This window comes from Rhodospira trueperi (genome assembly GCF_900101965.1).
In the GTDB taxonomy this organism is placed as follows: Bacteria; Pseudomonadota; Alphaproteobacteria; order Rhodospirillales; family Rhodospirillaceae; genus Rhodospira; species Rhodospira trueperi.
The window spans coordinates 279,304-295,515 of the sequence record NZ_FNAP01000002.1 but is presented as its reverse complement, the minus strand read 5'-3'; the positions used below and the strand labels follow the sequence as shown (position 1 = coordinate 295,515).

Below are 16,212 nucleotides of genomic sequence, written 5' to 3'. Positions count from 1 at the left end.
AGTGGTCCGGCTTCCCGGACAATAGATGTCGGCGCGAGCCTCGCGGGCCGACCTTCGCGTGTATCGCGGCGCGTGCTCATCGGACGCCACGACCATCCATGACAAAACTCTGTTGCGGCGCAGTGTGCCCGGTTTCGGCCGGGGGGTCCAGAGTGGTTGCCGCGTTGTCACTGCGATGCCGCAATGCGCGGTGCCCATGGGTGAGTCATCATCCAGCGGCAGCGTGTATCGCGCGCCCCTGCCTTCCCCCGAGATCATGGGAGCCGCCCGTCATGACCCTTCGCAACGCCCTGGTCGCCCTTCTCGGCGCGCTATTTCTGATCCCGTCCAGCACCATCGCCACTCATGCGGAAGAGGTCACGGTCGGCCCCCTGACCATCGCCGATCCCTGGGCGCGCGCCTCCGCCGGCCGGGCCCGGGCGGGCGCCGCTTTCATGAGCATCACCAACGACGGCGCCGAGGCCGACCGGCTGGTGGCTGCCGACGCCGATGTCTCGGAGGTGGTGGAGCTTCACACCCACATCAAGGACGGCGACGTCATGCGCATGCGAAAGGTCGAGGCGATCGACGTCCCCGCCGACGAAACCACCGTGCTCCAACCGGGCGGTCTGCACGTCATGTTCATCGGCCTGCACGAGTCCCTGAAAGAGGGCGAGGCCTTCCCCGTCACCTTGACCTTCGAACATGCTGGCGACGTCGAGGTCACCGTGACCGTCAAGAGTGTCGGCGCCATGGGCGGCGGCATGGGGCACGGACAGGGGAGCGGCGGACAATAGAGCGCGTTGCGGGAAGGGTGAAACACGCGACGCGCCCTCAGTTTTTCTCGGGATCCGCGTCGCCTTCCCCGGACTCCCGTGATGCACCGTTTTGGCGGCGACGCGGAGCGTCGCCGGGGACGAGCCGATGGGTCTCCCGCGTCGGCAGGATGCCCAGCGCCTCCCCTGAGGCTGTCCGATTGCCCAGACCGTGCAGAAAGATGGCGATGGCAATATCCAGGCGGCGGTCGGCTTCCGACGGCGTGGGGGTACACGCGTCCGGGTTCATCAGGCGTTCCAACGGCGACTGATAGACCATTTCGAACAGGATGTCCGCCGCCGTGCGGGGATCGGCCCCGGCAATCTCGCCGGCCGCCAGGGCGCGGCGCAGTTCGGCCTCGATCAGTTTTTTTGCCGCCACCGCGCTCTCACGATAGACCGTGCGGGCCAGATCGGGATTTCGGGGAGCTTCCGCGATCACCGCCCGCAACGCCGCCATGCGTCGTTGAGAATGGGCGTATTGAACCTCGCGGCGCAGCAAAAGGCGAAGGCGCTCGGCCAGCGGCCGGGCATCAGCGTCGTCGGGCAGTTCGCGGACAAGCGAGGCCCGCACCCGCCGAACCCAGGCTTCGACCAGCGCGGTCCGTCCGTCATAGTGCGCATACAGCGTGCGTTTCGACATGCCGGCGGCGCGCGCCACGGCGTTCATGCTGGCGCCCTTCAGGCCGGCTTCGGAAATGATCTGCTCCAAGGCATCGAGAATCCGGGTCTCGCGCGTGTGCGGGTCGAGCGGTGGCCGCCCCCGCCGCACCGCGCCCTCAACCTTGTCCTGCGAACCGATCGCGCCCGCCATCCCGTTCAGCCTCTTGCTTTCGCCCACCTTAGACCGTATTTTGGAAACCAACAAGTTTCCAAAAGAAAGACGCCCACCCCGGGCGCCCCTCCCCGGAGAACCCCATGACCTTGACCAGGGCTTTCGCAGGCGGACTGACCTGCCTGATGTTGCTCGCCGCCGCCGGTGCGGCCTGGGCCCAGGCGCCGTCCGGCGCGCCCCCCGCTGTGACCGTGCGGACCCTCGCCACGCAGGACGTCACGCTGATTGCGGAACTGCCAGGTCGGGTGGTGGCCTCCGGCATTGCGGAGGTGCGTCCGCAGGTCGATGGCATCATCGTCGAACGGCTGTTCGAGGAAGGATCCGACGTCACCGTGGGTCAGCCGCTGTACCGCATCGACGACGCGACCTATCGGGCGCGCGTGGCCTCTGCCGAGGCCAAGGTCGCCGAGGCCCAGGCCACCCTGCGCGCGGCCGAGCGCGACGCCAACCGGCAGGGCGCACTGGTGCGCGAGAGGGTTGCGAGTGAGCGAACCTTTGACGAGGCCGTGGCGGCACGCGATACCGCCGCCGCTGCGGTACAGGTCGCCGAAGCGGCCGTGCGCACTGCCCAGATCGATCTGGACCGCACCATCGTCAATGCGCCGCTTGATGGCGTCATCGGCCGCTCGCTCACCACCCAGGGGGCACTGGTCACCAGTGGTCAGGCGGCCCCGCTGGCGACCATCCGCGCCCTGGACCCGGTGCTGGTCGACGTGACCCAGTCGGCCGCAGAGGTCTTGGCGTGGCGGCGCGGTCAGAACGCCGCCGGCGACGGGGAGGCGTCCGACTCGGTTGCGCTGATCCTGGCCGACGGGGTGCGGTACGACCACGACGGATCGCTGAAGGCGGCGGAACCCTATGTCAACGAACAGACCGGCGTGGTCACCCTGCGGCTGGAGTTTCCCAACCCGGACCGCCTGCTGCTTCCCGGCATGTACGTCCGCGTCCTGATGCCCCAGGGTGTTGAGACAAACGTCATCCTGGCTCCGCAAAGGGGCGTGACCTACGACCGCCGCGGCCGTCCCGTCGCCCTGGTGGTCAACGCCGACAACGTGGTCGAGGAACGCACCCTGGAGATCATCGAGGCGCGCGGGTCCGACTGGATCGTGCGCGACGGCCTGGCCGACGGCGACCGGCTGATCATCGCCGGCCTGCAAAAGGTGCAGCCCGGCGCCACGGTCACGCCGCAGGACGAATCCCACACGGGGCCGAACGGTGGCGCCGCCGCCGGCGCCTCCGACGCCCCACGCCCCTGACCGGGAGCTCGCCTCATGGCCCGTTTCTTCATTGATCGCCCGGTCTTCGCCTGGGTGATCGCCATCATGATCATGGGCGTCGGCCTGCTTTCGGTGCTGTCGCTGCCCGTCTCCCAGTACCCGGAAATCGCGCCGCCGTCGGTCAGCGTATCGGCCACCTATCCCGGGGCCTCGGCCGAGACCATCGAGAACACGGTCACCCAGGTCATCGAACAGCAGATGACCGGGTTGGACGGCCTGCGGTACATGGAATCCGAATCCACTTCGTCGGGTCTGGCCTCCATCACCCTGACCTTCGAGACCGGGACCGACCCCGACATCGCCCAGGTGCAGGTGCAGAACAAGCTGTCGCAGGCCCAGAGCCTGTTGCCCGAGGAGGTGCAACGGCAGGGCGTGACGGTGCGGAAGTCCGCCGCCAGTTTCCTGATGGTCGTGGCGCTCATCTCCCAGGCCGAGGGCAAGGCGGCGCTGGACCAGGTGGACCTGAACGACTACCTGACCTCCAACGTGGTGGACGAAATCAGCCGCGTCGAGGGCATAGGCGAAGTGCAGGTGTTCGGCTCGTCCTATGCCATGCGCATCTGGCTGGACCCCTCCAAGCTGGCCGCCTACGAACTGGCGTCGTCCGACGTCATCGCCGCCGTGTCGGCGCAGAACGCCCAGGTTTCGGCCGGTCAGTTCGGCGCCCTGCCAGCGGAACAGGGCCAGCAGCTCAACGCCACCGTCAACGCCCAATCGTTGCTACGGACGCCGACCGACTTTGAACAGATCGTCCTGCGCGCCGAGACCGACGGCGGGCTGGTCCTGCTCAAGGACGTCGCCCGGGTGGAGATCGGCTCCGAGCGCTACGATACTTTCGGGCGCTACAAGGGCCAGCCGGCCGGTGGCATGGCGCTGCGCCTGGCCAGCGGCGCCAATGCCCTGGACACGGCCGACCGTGTCAAGGCGCGCATGGAGGAATTGTCGCGGTTCTTTCCCGAAGGCGTGACCTACGTCTTTCCTTACGACACCACGCCCTTCGTCAAGATCTCGATCGAGGAGGTGGTGAAGACCCTGTTCGAGGCCATTCTCCTCGTGTTCGTGGTGATGCTGCTGTTCCTGGGGAACATCCGCGCCACCCTGATTCCGACCTTGGCCGTGCCCGTGGTGCTGCTGGGCACCTTCGGCGTGCTGGCAGCCGCCGGCTATTCCATCAACACCCTGACCATGCTGGCCATGGTGCTGGCGATCGGCCTTCTGGTGGACGATGCCATCGTGGTGGTGGAGAACGTCGAACGCATCATGGAGGAGGAGGGCCTAAACCCGCGCGAAGCCACGCGCAAGTCCATGAGCCAGATCACCGGAGCCCTGGTGGGCATCGCCCTGGTGTTGTCGGCCGTGTTCGTGCCGATGGCCTTCTTCGGCGGGTCCACCGGCGTCATTTACCGCCAGTTCTCGGTGGCCATCGTATCGGCCATGATTCTGTCGGTGGTGGTGGCCCTGACCCTGTCGCCGGCGCTGTGCGCCAGCCTGCTGCGGGCCCGCGACATGCATCCGAAACGCGGGCCGCTGGCGTGGTTCAACAGCGCCTTCAACCGGCTGACGCGGGGATACACCTGGAGCGTGTCGGGGGTGGTGCGCCGCCCCCTGCGCATCGGCCTGATCTATCTGGTCCTGGTCGGCGGCATGGGGTGGCTGTTCGTGAAGACACCCACCGGGTTCCTGCCGGAAGAGGATCAGGGCATCCTGTTCGTGCTGGTTCAAGGCCCGCCCGGCGCCACCGCCGACCGCACACTGACGGTCATCGAGCGCATTGAGGACCACTTCCTCACCAACGAGACCGAAGCCGTCGACGCCCTCATCACGGTGGTGGGGTTCAGTTTCGCCGGCCAGGGCCAGAACATGGGCATTGCCTTCGTCCGCCTGAAGGACTGGAAGGAACGGCAAGCGCCGGGACTGGGCGTCCAGGCGGTGGCCGGCCGGGCTTATGGAGCCTTCAGTCAGATCCAGGACGCCATGGTGTTTCCCATTGTCCCGCCGGCGGTCATCGAGCTGGGCAACGTCTCTGGCTTTGATGTCTACCTCCAGTCGCGCGGCGGTCAGACTCACGAGGAGCTTCTGGCGGCCCGCAACCAGCTCATGGGCATGGCAATGCAGAGCCCGATCATCGGCTCCATTCGTCCCAACGGTCAGGAAGACGCGCCGCAATACGCCCTGGACATCGACTGGCGCAAGGCCGGCGCCATGGGCGTGACGGCCGTGGACGTTGCCGACCTGCTGTCCGTGGCCTGGGCCGGCCGATACGTCAACGACTTCCTGAACAACGGCCGGATCAAGAAGGTCTATGTTCAGGGCGAGGCCGAGGCCCGCGGGACACCGGAGGACATCGAACGCTGGCGTGTGCGGAATGCCAGCGGCGGGCTGGTGCCGTTCTCCAATTTCGCCGAGGGCAGATGGGAGTTCGGCCCGCAGGGCCTCTACCGCTACAACGGCGTGCCGGCCATGCAGTTGCAGGGCAGCCCCGTGGCCGGCGTGACCAGCGGCGAAGCCATGGCGGAAATGGAAAGGCTGGCCGGCCAGTTGCCACCCGGGTTCGATCTGGCCTGGACCGGCCTGTCCCTGGAGGAGCAGCAGACCGGCGGTCAGGCGCCGCTGTTGTACGCCCTGTCGCTGGCGGCCGTGTTCCTATCGTTGGCGGCCCTGTACGAAAGCTGGGCCATCCCGGCGGCGGTGATGCTGGCCATGCCGCTGGGCGTGCTGGGGGCTCTGACCGCCGCGCAGATCGGCGGGTTCGCCGACGATGTTTTCTTCCAGGTGGGCCTGCTGACCACGATCGGCCTGACCGGTAAGAACGCGATCCTGATCGTGGAATTCGCGCGCCACCGGCAGGACGGCGGCGAGCCTCTGCTGACCGCCGTGATCGAGGCGGCGCGGCAGCGTTTTCGGCCCATCGTCATGACCTCGATGGCCTTCGGTCTGGGTGTCACCCCGCTGGTCCTGAGCACGGGGGCCGGCGCGGCCGGCCGAAACGCCATCGGCTCGGGCGTGCTGGGCGGCACCATCGCCGCCACCGCGCTGGGCGTGCTGCTGGTGCCGCTGTTCTTCGTGGTGATCCGGCGCCTGACCGGCAAGGGAGATCGTAACCCGCGAACCGAGGATTGAGACCGGCCGACGAATCAACGAACGTCATTCGATGGCCGGCCTCAGGTGTCGACGATGTCGCCGACCCTGGGCGACAGACGGGTGGCGTGGGCGCACCGGTGGACGGCACGTCGTCTGGTCGCTCCGCCGAGTTCCTCTCGCGAGGGCGGCGCATGGCAGCTATGCGCGGTCGTGTCGTGGCTAGCAAAACGGAACCCCTGGTGGGTAGAAAGCGGGCTTCGCCGGGCGTTCTGGATCGTCCGCGCGCCGGCTTCCCAGTCAGGAGGACCTCCGCTTGAGCGCCCCCCATCGCATTCTTCACCCCGATCTGCGCGCCCGTGTGATGAGCCCGGAAGACGCCGCCGGCCTGATCGCGTCGGGAACGACAATCGGCATGAGCGGCTTCACCGGATCGGGCTATCCGAAGCGGGTTCCCTTGGCCCTGGCCCAGCGTATCGAGGCCGAACACGCCGCCGGACGGCCGTTCCGCGTTCGCATCTGGACCGGTGCGTCCACGGGGCCGGAACTGGACGGTGCTCTGGCGCGGGCCGATGGCGTCGAATACCGGCTGCCCTATAACTCGGACCCGATTGCGCGTGAGAAGATCAACGCCGGGCGCATGCATTACGTCGACATGCACCTCAGCCAAGTCGCCCCAATGGCCTGGCAGGGGTTCTTGGGCCCGTTGGACACAGCGCTGATCGAGGTCTCCGGCATTACGGAAGACGGCGCGCTGATTCCCTCCACATCCATCGGCAACAACAAGACATGGCTGGAGCGCGCCGGGCAGGTGATTCTGGAGGTCAATCGCTGGCAAAGCGAGGCCCTGTCCGGGATGCACGACATCTATTACGGCACCGCGCTGCCCCCCGATCGGGTGCCGATTCCGCTGGTCCGGCCGGGCCAGCGCATCGGCCAGCCGACCCTGCGCTGTGATCCCGACAGGATCGTCGCGATCGTGGAAACCGACGCCCCGGACCGCAACCAACCGTTCGCCGCGCCGGACGGCGTGGCGGAGGCCATCGCCGGACACTTGCTGGACTTCCTGCGCGACGAGGTGCGGCGCGGACGCCTGCCGCCTTCGCTGCTGCCTTTGCAGTCCGGGGTGGGGAATGTCACCAACGCCGTGCTCGCCGGTTTGCTGGAGGCCCCGTTCGAGGGTCTGACGGCCTATACCGAGGTAATCCAGGACGGCATGCTGGATCTGCTGGAAAGCGGCAAGCTGAGCGTTGCTTCGGCCACGGCCTTTTCGCTCAGCCCCGAGGCGGCAGACCGGTTCAACGCCCAGGCCGAGCGATTCCGCGACCGCCTGATCCTGCGCCCCCAGGAAATCTCCAACCATCCGGAGTTGGTGCGCCGACTGGGATGCCTAGCCATGAATGGGCTCATCGAAGCCGACATCTACGGCAATGTGAACTCGACCCACGTCATGGGCTCACGCATCCAAAACGGGATTGGCGGATCGGGCGATTTCGCGCGCAATGCTTACGTATCCATCTTCATGACGCCGTCGACGGCCAAGGGCGGAGCAATCTCGGCCATCGTGCCCAAGGTCAGCCACGTGGACCACATCGCGCAGGACGTTCAGGTTCTGGTGACGGAACAGGGTCTCGCCGATCTGCGCGGCCTGGCGCCGCGGCAGCGCGCCCTCGCGATCATTGAAAAGTGCGCCCACCCGGACTTTCGCCCGGCCCTCGCCGACTATGTGGCGCGGGCGGAATCCGGGTCCTTTGGCGGCCATGCCCCGACTCTGCTGGACGAGGCCCTCTCTTGGCACGCGCGCTTTGTCAGGACCGGATCCATGCGACCGTAGAGCGGATCGGGACCGATCCGAGGGGCAACGGGCGCGCCGGTCTCCACCCAGGCCACCCGCGCGACCCGTTTCGAGGAGACATGCTCTCGGACGGAGACGGCCCGCCCGGCCTTTCTAACGCGCATCTCAGCCCCGTCAGTACGCCGGATAGGCCGGCACCTTGCGCGGCGTGACCTTCAGGTCGCCGGCCAGCAGCGCACGCGCCCGCCGATCGGCGCCGGAGGGCAGCGGGGCCGCCGGATCGGCGACCCAGGCAACGATATCCTCCAGGGGCGTGACCGCGCCCAGATCGCGCAGCAGCATGTGCCAGCCGTCGGCATAGAGGGCGGCGCGGCGGCGCGGATCGGCGCCGTCACCGACCATCGCCCGCAAGGCCTTCAGCGTCGGTTCGGCCGGAATGATCTGGTCGTTGGCCCCGGCCAGCACTAGGAACGGCGGCGCCACCCGGGGCGCCGCGCCCAGGGCGGCATCCATCAGGTCCACCAGTCCGCTGATGGTGTCGCTGCGCGTCTGGCGGATCATCAGGGGATCGCGGCCCAGGGCGCGCAGCATCTCGATGTTGTCCGACGGCCAGATGTCGAGGTTCTTTCCGGAGACCGTCAGCCCCGGGGCCAGCGCCGTGGTGACGTCCAGAACCAGACGGTACAGGAACGGCATCGCCGAGCGGCCCCACACCGCCGGAGCGCTGAGGATCAGGCCGTCGATGTCCAGCGGCCGCGCGGGGTCCGCCCGGGCCACCATGGACACGGCGCCGCCCATGCTCTCGCCCAGCACCAGCACCCGCCGTCCCGGCCATTCGGCGCGGGCCAGCGCCACCAGGTCGCGCAGGTCGTCGGCCATGCGATCGGCGCCGGCCCACAGGCCGCGATGGGGCGCCCGGCCGAAGCCGCGTTGATCCGGCGCCCAGACGATCAGGCCGCGATTGGCGAGGAATGGCCCGACCTCGCGGAACGCCCCGGCGTGGTCGTTGAAGCCGTGCAGGGCGATCAGGACGGCCGCCGGGTCGTCGGTGCGTCGCCAGCGGGTCAGCGGCAGCCGCGCGCCGTCGGAGGCGACGACCCCGTCGTCTCCGTCCAGGCGCGGCCCCACCACCCCGCCCGGCCCCGCCGGCGCCAGCGTCGGCGCGCAGCCGGTCATGGCCACGGCACCGACCGCGCCCAGCCCCAGGGTGAGGGTGTGGCGGCGGGTGAGGGAAAACCCGTTCTGCTGCATGCGCGCCATGCCGTCCTCAATGCGCCTCGGCCCAGGTGCCGGCCGTCCCCGTGTCCACCACCAGCGGCACGGACAGGGACGCCGCGCCCTCCATGACCTTGCGCACCAGCGCGGCGGTTTGGTCGGCCTCGGCCTCCGGCACCTCCAGGATCAGTTCGTCGTGGACCTGGAGCAGCAGGCGCGCGCCCAGCCCCGCCTCGGTCAGGGCGTCCGGCAGCTTCACCATGGCGCGCTTGATGATGTCGGCCGCCCCGCCCTGGATCGGCGCGTTGATGGCCGCGCGTTCGGCCAGGCCGCGCGCGTTGGGGTTCTTGTCGTTGATGCCGGGCGCCCAGCATTTGCGGCCGAACAGGGTGCGGACGAAGCCGTGTTTGCGCGCCTCGTCCTTGGTGCGCTCCATGTAGTCCAGGATTTCCGGGAACTCCTGGAAGTAGGCGTCGATGAACCGCTGTGCCTCGCCGCGCGGGATGGACAGCTGCCGCGATAGCCCGAAAGCGGAAATGCCGTAGATGATGCCGAAGTTGATGGCCTTGGCGCGGCGGCGCAGCATCGGGTCCATGCCCTCGACGGGTTCCCCGAACATGCGGCTGGCGGTGATGGCGTGAATGTCGGCGCCGTGGTGGAAGGCTTCCTTCAGCGCCTTGATGTCGGCGACATGGGCCACCAGCCGCAACTCGATCTGCGAGTAGTCCGCCGACAGCAGCACATGCCCGGGCTCGGCGACGAACGCCTCGCGGATGCGCCGGCCCTCTTCGGTGCGGATGGGGATGTTCTGCAGGTTGGGGTCGTTGGACGACAGCCGCCCGGTGGACGTGCCGGTCAGCCCGAACGTGGTGTGGACCCGGCCGGTGTCCGGGTTGATGTCCTCGACCAGGGCGTCGGTGTAGGTGCTCTTGAGCTTGGAGAACTGGCGCCAGTCCAGCACCCGCGCCGGCAGGTCGTGGCCCTGCGCGGCCAGGTCCTCCAGCACGTCGGCGCCGGTGGATTTCGCGCCCGTCTTGCTGCTCTTGCGGCCGGATTGCAGGCTCATCTCGTCGAACAGCACCTCGCCCAGTTGCTTGGGCGAGCCGATGTTGAACGGATGGCCGGCGAGGCGGTGGACCTCGTCCTCCAGGTCGCCGATGCGGGCGGCGAAGGTTTTCGACAGGTCTTTCAGCACCGCCGGGTCCACCTTGATCCCGGCGCGTTCCATGGTGGCCAGCAGCGGCACCATGGGCCGGTCCAGGGTCTCGTAAACCGTCACCATACGCTCCTCGATCAGCCGGGGCTTGAGCAGCCGGTGCAGGCGGAGGGTGTAGTCGGCGTCCTCGGCGGCGTACTCGACGGCCTTGTCCAGCGGCACCCGATCGAACGTGATTTGCGTCTTGCCGGAGCCGCAGACGTCCTTGAAGGCGATCATGGCATGGCCGAAATGGCGCTCGGCGAGGTCGTCGAGGCCGTGCGTGCCCTGCCCCAGCCGCGTGCCGTCCAGCACGTACGACAGCACCATGGTGTCATCGACGGGGGCGACCTCCAGGCCGACGCGAGCCAGCACGTGCAGGTCGTACTTGATGTTGTGGCCAACCTTGAGCACACCGGGGTTGAGCAGCAGGTCCTTGAGTTCGGCCACGCAGGCGTCCAGCGGGATCTGGCGTGGGGCTTCCGTACCACCGCCCCCCAGGTCGAGTTGCCCCTCCCCGCCCCCCTTGTGGGCCAACGGGATGTAGCAGGCCCGCCCCGGGGCCGTGGCCATGGAAATCCCCACCAGCCCGCCGCGCATGGCCGAGAGCGCATCGGTCTCGGTGTCGATGGCCACCACGTCGGCGTCGCGGGCCTCGGCCACCCAGCGGCGCAGGGCCTCGATGTCCTGGACCAACGCATAGGCCGCTGCGGCCGACGTCGCCTCGGCCACGGGGTCGGCCGCCGCGCCGCCGCCGTCACCCGGCTTGGGGATCAGGTCGCCCTCCACCTTGGCCAGCACCGACTTGAAGCCGTTCTCCACCAGAAAGGCGCGTAGGGCGTCCGGATCGGGCTGGCGGACGTCGAAGCCCTCCAGGGGCTCCGGCACGTCCACGTCGTCGCGCAACAGCACGAGGTCGCGCGACATGCGGGCCTGATCGGCGAATTCGGTCAGGTTCTGGCGCCGCTTGGGTTGCTTGATCTCTCCGGCGCGGGCGAGCAGGGACTCCAGGTCGCCATACTCCTCGATCAACTGCGCCGCCGTCTTGACGCCGATGCCCGGCACCCCCGGCACGTTGTCGGAGGAATCGCCGGCCAGCGCCTGCACATCGACCACCCGGTCGGGACCGACGCCGAACTTCTCGCGCACCTGATCGGGGCCGATGGGGCGGTTCTTCATCGGATCGAACAGCGCCACCCCGTCGCGCACCAGCTGCATCAGGTCCTTGTCCGACGACACGACGGTGACGTCGATGCCCCTGGCGCGCGCCTGTTTGGCATAGGTGGCGATCAGGTCGTCGGCCTCGAAGCCCTCCATCTCGACGCAGGCAACGTTGAAGGCGCGCACGGCGTCGCGAATGATGGGGAACTGCGGCACCAGATCCTCGGGCGCGTCCGGGCGGTGGCCCTTGTAGTCCGGGTGGATCTCGTTGCGGAAGGTCTTGCGACCCTTGTCGAAAATCACGGCCACCCGTTCGGCGTCCATGTCGGCGAGCAGCTTCATCAGCATGGTGGTGAAGCCGTAGACGGCATTCACCGGCGTGCCGTCCGGCCGCGTCATGGGCGGCAGGCTGTGATAGGCGCGGAAGATATAGCCCGAGCCGTCCACCAGAAACAGGCGGTCGGGGGCGGTGGCGGCGGCGGTGCTGTCGGGTTCGGTCATGGAGCCTCCAGAGGTGGACGCGGGCGGAAGCATGATGGTCGCGGCGGCGCCCGCCGGGATCAAGCGCCGTGTTGCCGATGATCGACCCTCTGGGTAGTCTGCCCCTCGACCGGGCCAACGGCCTGTTCGCTGAGCGCATCCTGTTCCGGCGAGGGCTGGGACGACTTGACGGCGCCTTGACCGCCTGGATCGCGCGCGCTGGCTGCGGAACGGCCGAGCGCCGCACTACTATAGGGGGAGTGCGATGCGACGGGATTTCGCGACGACGCGGCGGGTGCTGGTCACGGGCGGCGCCGGCTTTCTCGGCTCACATCTGTGCGACGCGCTGCTGGATGCGGGGCACGACGTTCTGTGCGCCGACAACTTTTTCACCGGCACACGCGACAACATCGTGCACCTGAAGGACCACCCCCGGTTCGAGTTCATGCGCCACGACGTGACGTTCCCCCTATATGTCGAGGTTGACGAGATCTACAACCTCGCCTGCCCGGCGTCGCCGATCCACTATCAGCATGATCCGGTGCAGACGACCAAGACATCGGTTCACGGAGCCATCAACGTGCTCGGGCTGGCGAAGCGCCTGCGGGCGCGCATCTTCCAGGCCTCCACGTCGGAGGTGTACGGCGATCCGACCGTGCATCCGCAGCCCGAATCGTACTGGGGCAACGTCAATCCGATCGGTCAGCGGGCCTGTTACGACGAGGGCAAGCGCTGCGCGGAAACGCTGTTCTTCGACTACCACCGGCAGCACGGACTGGAGATCAAGGTCGCGCGCATCTTCAACACCTACGGGCCGCGCATGCACCCGAAGGACGGCCGGGTGATCTCCAACTTCATCGTCCGGGCGCTGTGCGGCGAGCCGTTGCCGATCCATGGGGATGGCTCGCAGACCCGCTCCTTCTGCTATGTGGACGACCTGATCCCCGCCTTCCTGCGGTTCATGGAGACACCGGCGGAGGAGCCCGGGCCGCTCAATCTCGGCAATCCGGTGGAATACACGATCCTTGACCTGGCCGAGACCGTGGTGCGCCTGACCGGATCGTCGTCGCGCATCGAGCACAGGCCCCGCCCCGCCGATGACCCCGCCCAGCGGCGCCCCGAGATCGGCAAAGCCCGCGCCCTCATCGGGTTCGAGCCATCGGTTCCGCTGGAGGAAGGACTGGCGCGAACCGTGCACGATCTCCGGGCGCGGCTCAGGATGTGATGGGCCGGAGACGCCTCCGCGCTGGAGCGCCTTAAGGGCTATCCCCTCAACAGGCCCGCGCCGATCTCCGGTGATCCCGCCCACCCGAAAGCGGTGCATCGTCGCCACCTGCCGGGATCATGTCCCCGGCCGTGGCGAGACGAGAGCGGAAACGGCCTGTCCCCCGCCAAGGCCTACGCCGGTGGCGCGGCCGGGTGATGAGCGCTCTGTGTCCTCCGTGCCTCTGTGATGGTTCTGCCCGGACGATGGGGGGAGCATTTTCACCACAGAGACACAAAGAGCACAGAGCGGCTTGCGTCCAGCCGACGCACATAACCCGGCCAAACGGCCGGTTATTTGCGGTGCCCTTTAGTCCAGGGGCGTCAGTCGTCTCAGCCATTCGCTCGCGTCGACGTCGATGCCGGGCGCAGACCCTTCCTTCCCCTTTTCGGCGAACGGATCGCCGCGCAGCAGCGAGACGAGCCCCGGCGTCGCCAGAAGTGTCGCAAGCGCGGCGTGGCTGGCTTTGTCGTCCTCGGAGGCATCGTCGGGAAGCGCGGGCGGGACAATGTCGTCCCCTGGCTTGGATCCTTTGATCTCGTTCAGAAGACGGGTCGTCAGGTCCGGATCGGTCACGAGCGTTTTCCAGACCTGTGGATATTCCGACATGATCACGACCCAGATCACCAGTTGCTTCCATTGGTCCGACCCCAACGCGACCCCTTCCGTCGCCTGGGCGCTGGCCTGATAGGCGCTCACCATATTGACGATCCGCTTGATTCGGCGCGGATTGGCGGGAAGAAAATCCTTCAACGGCCGGAGACCATGCTGGCGGACGACCGTTTCCGTTGACCGCGCGGTGGCCGCCCTCAGCATCCGCTCGCGGTCGAGGATGCGGTTCGCCGCCTTTTCAAAAGCGGCGCGAGTCTCGGGCGTCGCCTGTGCGCTGGCCTCGTCGATCAGGTCTTCGGTCCTCTGCGCCGCCGCGTCCTGGTCTTCCGTCCGGTCGGTTCCGGCCAAGTCCGCGCGCGCTTGCTCTTCGACCTTCTGCAACGCCTCTTTGGTTTCCTCGTCCTCAGGCGTCGCGTTCTGGTCTGTGGCCAGAATGTCGGTCAGGTAGGCACCCCGGGCGTCCGGATCGGGTGCGGGCAGCAGGAACGAAAGCTGGATCGCCTTTTCGGCGAACCGCCCGCCGAAGGTGATCTGGGAGCCGGTGTGGACGTCGGCCATCTCCTTGTGGACCTTGGCGAAGGCGGTCTCGATCCAGTCCTTGTCGCCAAGCAGCATGAACACCACCCGTGGTGAGCGAAAGATGGTCAGCAGGCCCCGCACCAGTTCGACCACGTATTTCGCCGAGCATCGGTCCAGGTCATCCACGATCACCAGAACAGGCTGGTGGAGCTGGCCGACGAACCAGGAAAAATGCCGGCGGAATCGGTCAACCGGATCCGCTTCACCGAGCTTGGAGGCGTCCACCGACGACGAGATACTGTTGACGAAACGATTGAGCCCCTGACGGATACTGCCAAATATGAAAACGGCGATGCCGCCGGACGCAAACGTTGCGAGAATAGATGTGAGTTCGACACCCTCGATATCGAGGTCATGAAGCCACTGAAGCAGGCCAATTTTGTAGACGACGAACGTCGTCACGATGAGAAGGACTGTGGTCACGAGCGCACGCCGGGTCGCGGGCGTGACCAATCGCCAGATCGCTTCGCGCATCCAAAACCAAAACCAAGTTCCTACGGCCTTCGACCAGTGCTTGGACCTCGGGGCTCCAAAGCGCCCCGGCTCCCACAGGATCGCGCGCAGGCACCGACGGCGGATCGTCTCGTAGAAATTCCACCAGGGCGGGCTGACATGCTCGTTCTGCCAGGCATTGAACTCGACCACGAACCAGCGTCGCGTCGAAAACTCCCGGGGCCAGTAGCTGGACTCGTTCAGGGGCAGATCCCCCAGCAGCGTGCCCTTGAGCGTCTTCGCGTCGCTCGTGTCGTAGCCATGGGCGGCGGGGTTCAGGATCCGCGCGATGAAATTGGCGAAGGTGGTCTTGCCGCCGCCCCACGGCGCATCAAGGTGCAGGATGAAGGCCGCCTCGTCCGGCTCTCGCGTCCGCCGGGTGAGCCGTTCGCAATGCAGCCCATCGAGTGTCTTCCGGCCCCAGTCCTTCGTTTCGTCGGCGGCCGTCTGGGCGGTCCAGATTTTGTTGATGTTGTGCGCCAGCGCGAAGGCGAGCGAGGCCCGATCCAGCAGATCCCGGTCGGCTTCCGGTCGGTCGGACACGTAGTCCGTCTCGTGGGTTTCGACAGCCCGACGGGGTGGCTCCACCCCTGCTTCGCTTGGATCGTCCGTGTTTTCTTCACCAGGATTGGACGGACCTTCGGCGTCTGAACCGGGGGCTTCGGGGGCTTCCTCAGACAGGGGCGATGATGGTGCGGATGGTTCGACTTTGCTCTTCGGATATTTCCTCCGATAGCGCGTCATCTGGGCCCGGACGGCTTTCGGGCCGTCTTTTTCATGACGGTCGATCAACGTCCGGATTGCCGGGTTGATCACTTTGGCCCCTTTTTCCCACATCGGCTCGGGCAGGGTGACGCGGGCCACCGCCAGTGCCTCCGGCTCCGGCGGCGCGCCGGTCAGCCGGGCGTCGTACCAGTCGGTCCAGACGTCCCAGTGTTCGTTTCGGGAGAGAAGGGTGGTCTTGAGGCTGCCCCAGGCGTCGGCGAGGGGCTCCGGAACGTCCCCATCAGGCCACACGGGCATGCGGGCCAGATCTTCGACGGCCCCTCCTTTGTCAATCTGGCGCCGGTCAGAGACAAGGGCGGCGTTGGCGGCGGCGTCGGCGGCGGCGAAGGCGGCGAAGGCGGCGCGGGCGGCGGCGTCGGCGGCGGCGTCGGCGGCGAAGGCGGCGTTGGCGGCGGCGTTGGCGGCGGCGTCGGCGGCGGCGAAGGCGGCGCGGGCGGCGGCGTCGGCGGCGGCGGCGGCGAAGGCGGCGAAGGCGGCGGCGTCGGCGGCGGCGGCGGCGGCGGCGGCGGCGGCGGCGGCGGCGGCGGCGGCGTTGCCTAGACTTTCTCTGGCGTTTTCTGAAACACCTAATATAGAAAACGCCAGAGAATTCGCACGAAATGTTGGCAAAATGATGGCCGTCGGCGTGCCATCGTCGAAGGGAGCGGCG

Annotated in this window: 10 protein-coding genes; 6 read left to right on the top strand and 4 right to left on the bottom strand. The window is 67.7% G+C overall.

Annotated features, from left to right (window positions below; translation table 11 throughout):
• Positions 1 to 272: 272 nt before the first annotated feature.
• Positions 273 to 776, top strand: coding sequence for a copper chaperone PCu(A)C (locus tag BLS85_RS04635; protein ID WP_092782818.1), 504 nt, complete (start codon positions 273 to 275; stop codon positions 774 to 776).
• 37 nt (positions 777 to 813) lie between these two features.
• Here the strand turns inward: BLS85_RS04635 and BLS85_RS04630 are convergent, their stop codons facing one another.
• Positions 814 to 1,608 carry a TetR/AcrR family transcriptional regulator gene (locus tag BLS85_RS04630; RefSeq protein WP_092782815.1) on the bottom strand — a complete coding sequence of 265 codons (795 nt, stop codon included), beginning with the start codon at positions 1,606 to 1,608 and terminating at the stop codon, positions 814 to 816.
• Positions 1,609 to 1,712: 104 nt separating this feature from the next.
• Between BLS85_RS04630 and BLS85_RS04625 the strand changes: the two genes are divergently transcribed.
• The 3 genes from BLS85_RS04625 (at position 1,713) to scpC (ending at position 7,818) form a co-directional block, all read left to right on the top strand.
• Positions 1,713 to 2,885: an efflux RND transporter periplasmic adaptor subunit gene (locus tag BLS85_RS04625; RefSeq protein ID WP_092782812.1), complete on the top strand. Its 1,173-nt coding sequence runs from the start codon at positions 1,713 to 1,715 to the stop codon at positions 2,883 to 2,885.
• A gap of 15 nt (positions 2,886 to 2,900) precedes the next feature.
• Positions 2,901 to 6,026: an efflux RND transporter permease subunit gene (locus tag BLS85_RS04620; RefSeq protein ID WP_092782809.1), complete on the top strand. Its 3,126-nt coding sequence runs from the start codon at positions 2,901 to 2,903 to the stop codon at positions 6,024 to 6,026.
• 274 nt (positions 6,027 to 6,300) lie between these two features.
• Positions 6,301 to 7,818: a succinyl-CoA:acetate CoA-transferase ScpC gene (gene scpC / locus BLS85_RS04615; RefSeq protein ID WP_425438464.1), complete on the top strand. Its 1,518-nt coding sequence runs from the start codon at positions 6,301 to 6,303 to the stop codon at positions 7,816 to 7,818.
• Positions 7,819 to 7,953: 135 nt separating this feature from the next.
• On the opposite strand, the gene BLS85_RS04610 is transcribed toward scpC, so the two are convergent.
• Positions 7,954 to 9,039, bottom strand: a complete 1,086-nt coding sequence (locus tag BLS85_RS04610; protein WP_245699077.1) for an alpha/beta hydrolase — start codon at positions 9,037 to 9,039, stop codon at positions 7,954 to 7,956.
• A gap of 7 nt (positions 9,040 to 9,046) precedes the next feature.
• The gene (gene polA / locus BLS85_RS04605) at positions 9,047 to 11,851 is read right to left on the bottom strand and encodes a DNA polymerase I (protein ID WP_092782806.1); all 2,805 of its coding nucleotides are present in this window, start codon (positions 11,849 to 11,851) and stop codon (positions 9,047 to 9,049) included.
• Between the two features lie 244 nt (positions 11,852 to 12,095).
• Between polA and BLS85_RS04600 the strand changes: the two genes are divergently transcribed.
• On the top strand, positions 12,096 to 13,055 hold the full coding sequence (locus BLS85_RS04600; protein ID WP_092782803.1) for a UDP-glucuronic acid decarboxylase family protein: 960 nt from the start codon (positions 12,096 to 12,098) through the stop codon (positions 13,053 to 13,055).
• A 348-nt stretch (positions 13,056 to 13,403) separates the two neighbouring features.
• On the opposite strand, the gene BLS85_RS04595 is transcribed toward BLS85_RS04600, so the two are convergent.
• Positions 13,404 to 15,641, bottom strand: a complete 2,238-nt coding sequence (locus tag BLS85_RS04595) for a P-loop NTPase fold protein (protein ID WP_092782801.1) — start codon at positions 15,639 to 15,641, stop codon at positions 13,404 to 13,406.
• A 69-nt stretch (positions 15,642 to 15,710) separates the two neighbouring features.
• On the opposite strand from BLS85_RS04595, the gene BLS85_RS19020 reads away from it, so the two are divergent.
• Positions 15,711 to 16,103, top strand: coding sequence for a hypothetical protein (locus BLS85_RS19020; protein WP_176793372.1), 393 nt, complete (start codon positions 15,711 to 15,713; stop codon positions 16,101 to 16,103).
• Positions 16,104 to 16,212 lie beyond the last annotated feature (109 nt).

What these genes read in the sequence shown, in the direction of transcription:
- polA (WP_092782806.1), bottom strand. Translation starts at nt 11,851, where the DNA reads ATGACCGAACCCGACAGCACCGCCGCCGCCACCGCCCCCGACCGCCTG.
- BLS85_RS04600 (WP_092782803.1), top strand. Translation starts at nt 12,096, where the DNA reads ATGCGACGGGATTTCGCGACGACGCGGCGGGTGCTGGTCACGGGCGGC.
- BLS85_RS04630 (WP_092782815.1), bottom strand. Translation starts at nt 1,608, where the DNA reads ATGGCGGGCGCGATCGGTTCGCAGGACAAGGTTGAGGGCGCGGTGCGG.
- BLS85_RS04620 (WP_092782809.1), top strand. Translation starts at nt 2,901, where the DNA reads ATGGCCCGTTTCTTCATTGATCGCCCGGTCTTCGCCTGGGTGATCGCC.
- BLS85_RS04635 (WP_092782818.1), top strand. Translation starts at nt 273, where the DNA reads ATGACCCTTCGCAACGCCCTGGTCGCCCTTCTCGGCGCGCTATTTCTG.
- BLS85_RS04610 (WP_245699077.1), bottom strand. Translation starts at nt 9,039, where the DNA reads ATGGCGCGCATGCAGCAGAACGGGTTTTCCCTCACCCGCCGCCACACC.
- BLS85_RS04625 (WP_092782812.1), top strand. Translation starts at nt 1,713, where the DNA reads ATGACCTTGACCAGGGCTTTCGCAGGCGGACTGACCTGCCTGATGTTG.